Consider the following 690-nt stretch of genomic DNA (forward strand, 5'->3'; position numbering starts at 1 on the left):
GAAAACCGACCGTGCCATAGACAAGGGCCTCGACAAAGCCGAGGAGGCCTTATCGAAACCGTCCAAGACGCGACCAACCGAGACGCAGCCAGGCGAGGACCAACCATCCACCGCCACCTCCGCCCCACCCGTTGAACCCTTTTCGATCGAAAGCGACTTTGACTTTACCAGCGGCGAAAAGCTGATTTTCTATGACGACTTTTCGGAGGATGCATTGGGGGATTTCCCGGCAAAATGGAATACCAATGGCTCTGGCGAAGTCGTCACCGTGGATGGTTTGGAAGGCAGGTGGCTCCGTATACCCGACAATACGTTGAGCTTTGCCGAAACCGGAAAAACCTTGCCGGATAATTTTACGGTGGAGTTCGACCTTTACTATCCCAAGGGTGTAAGCCGGCCACCCATTACGTTCGGGTTTACGGATGCCAAAAACCCGGCAACCGAAGCCATCCGGTATAAAAAATTGTTTTATTACCGCATCAGCCCTTCGGTGGATGATCAGCTCGGCTATTCCATGAGTCTCTACTCCGGCCGCGAAGTCAACAAAGACTGGCCAGCGAATGCGCACGCCGGCAAACCCGTCCGTGTCAGCATCGCCGTCAACGGGCAGCGCATCCGCCTGTACATGGATCAGGCCAAGCTATTTGACCTGCCCCGCGCCTTCGAACCCGCTAACCTACGCAGCAATTT

At 55.1% G+C, this 690-nt stretch carries 1 protein-coding gene; it reads left to right on the forward strand.

The features are described from left to right. Positions 1–690: hypothetical protein (locus ACFQRK_RS23990; protein WP_379010967.1), on the forward strand; the 690-nt coding region annotated here is incomplete at both ends.

This window comes from Parapedobacter sp. GCM10030251 (genome assembly GCF_042666505.1).
Lineage (GTDB): Bacteria > Bacteroidota > Bacteroidia > Sphingobacteriales > Sphingobacteriaceae > Parapedobacter.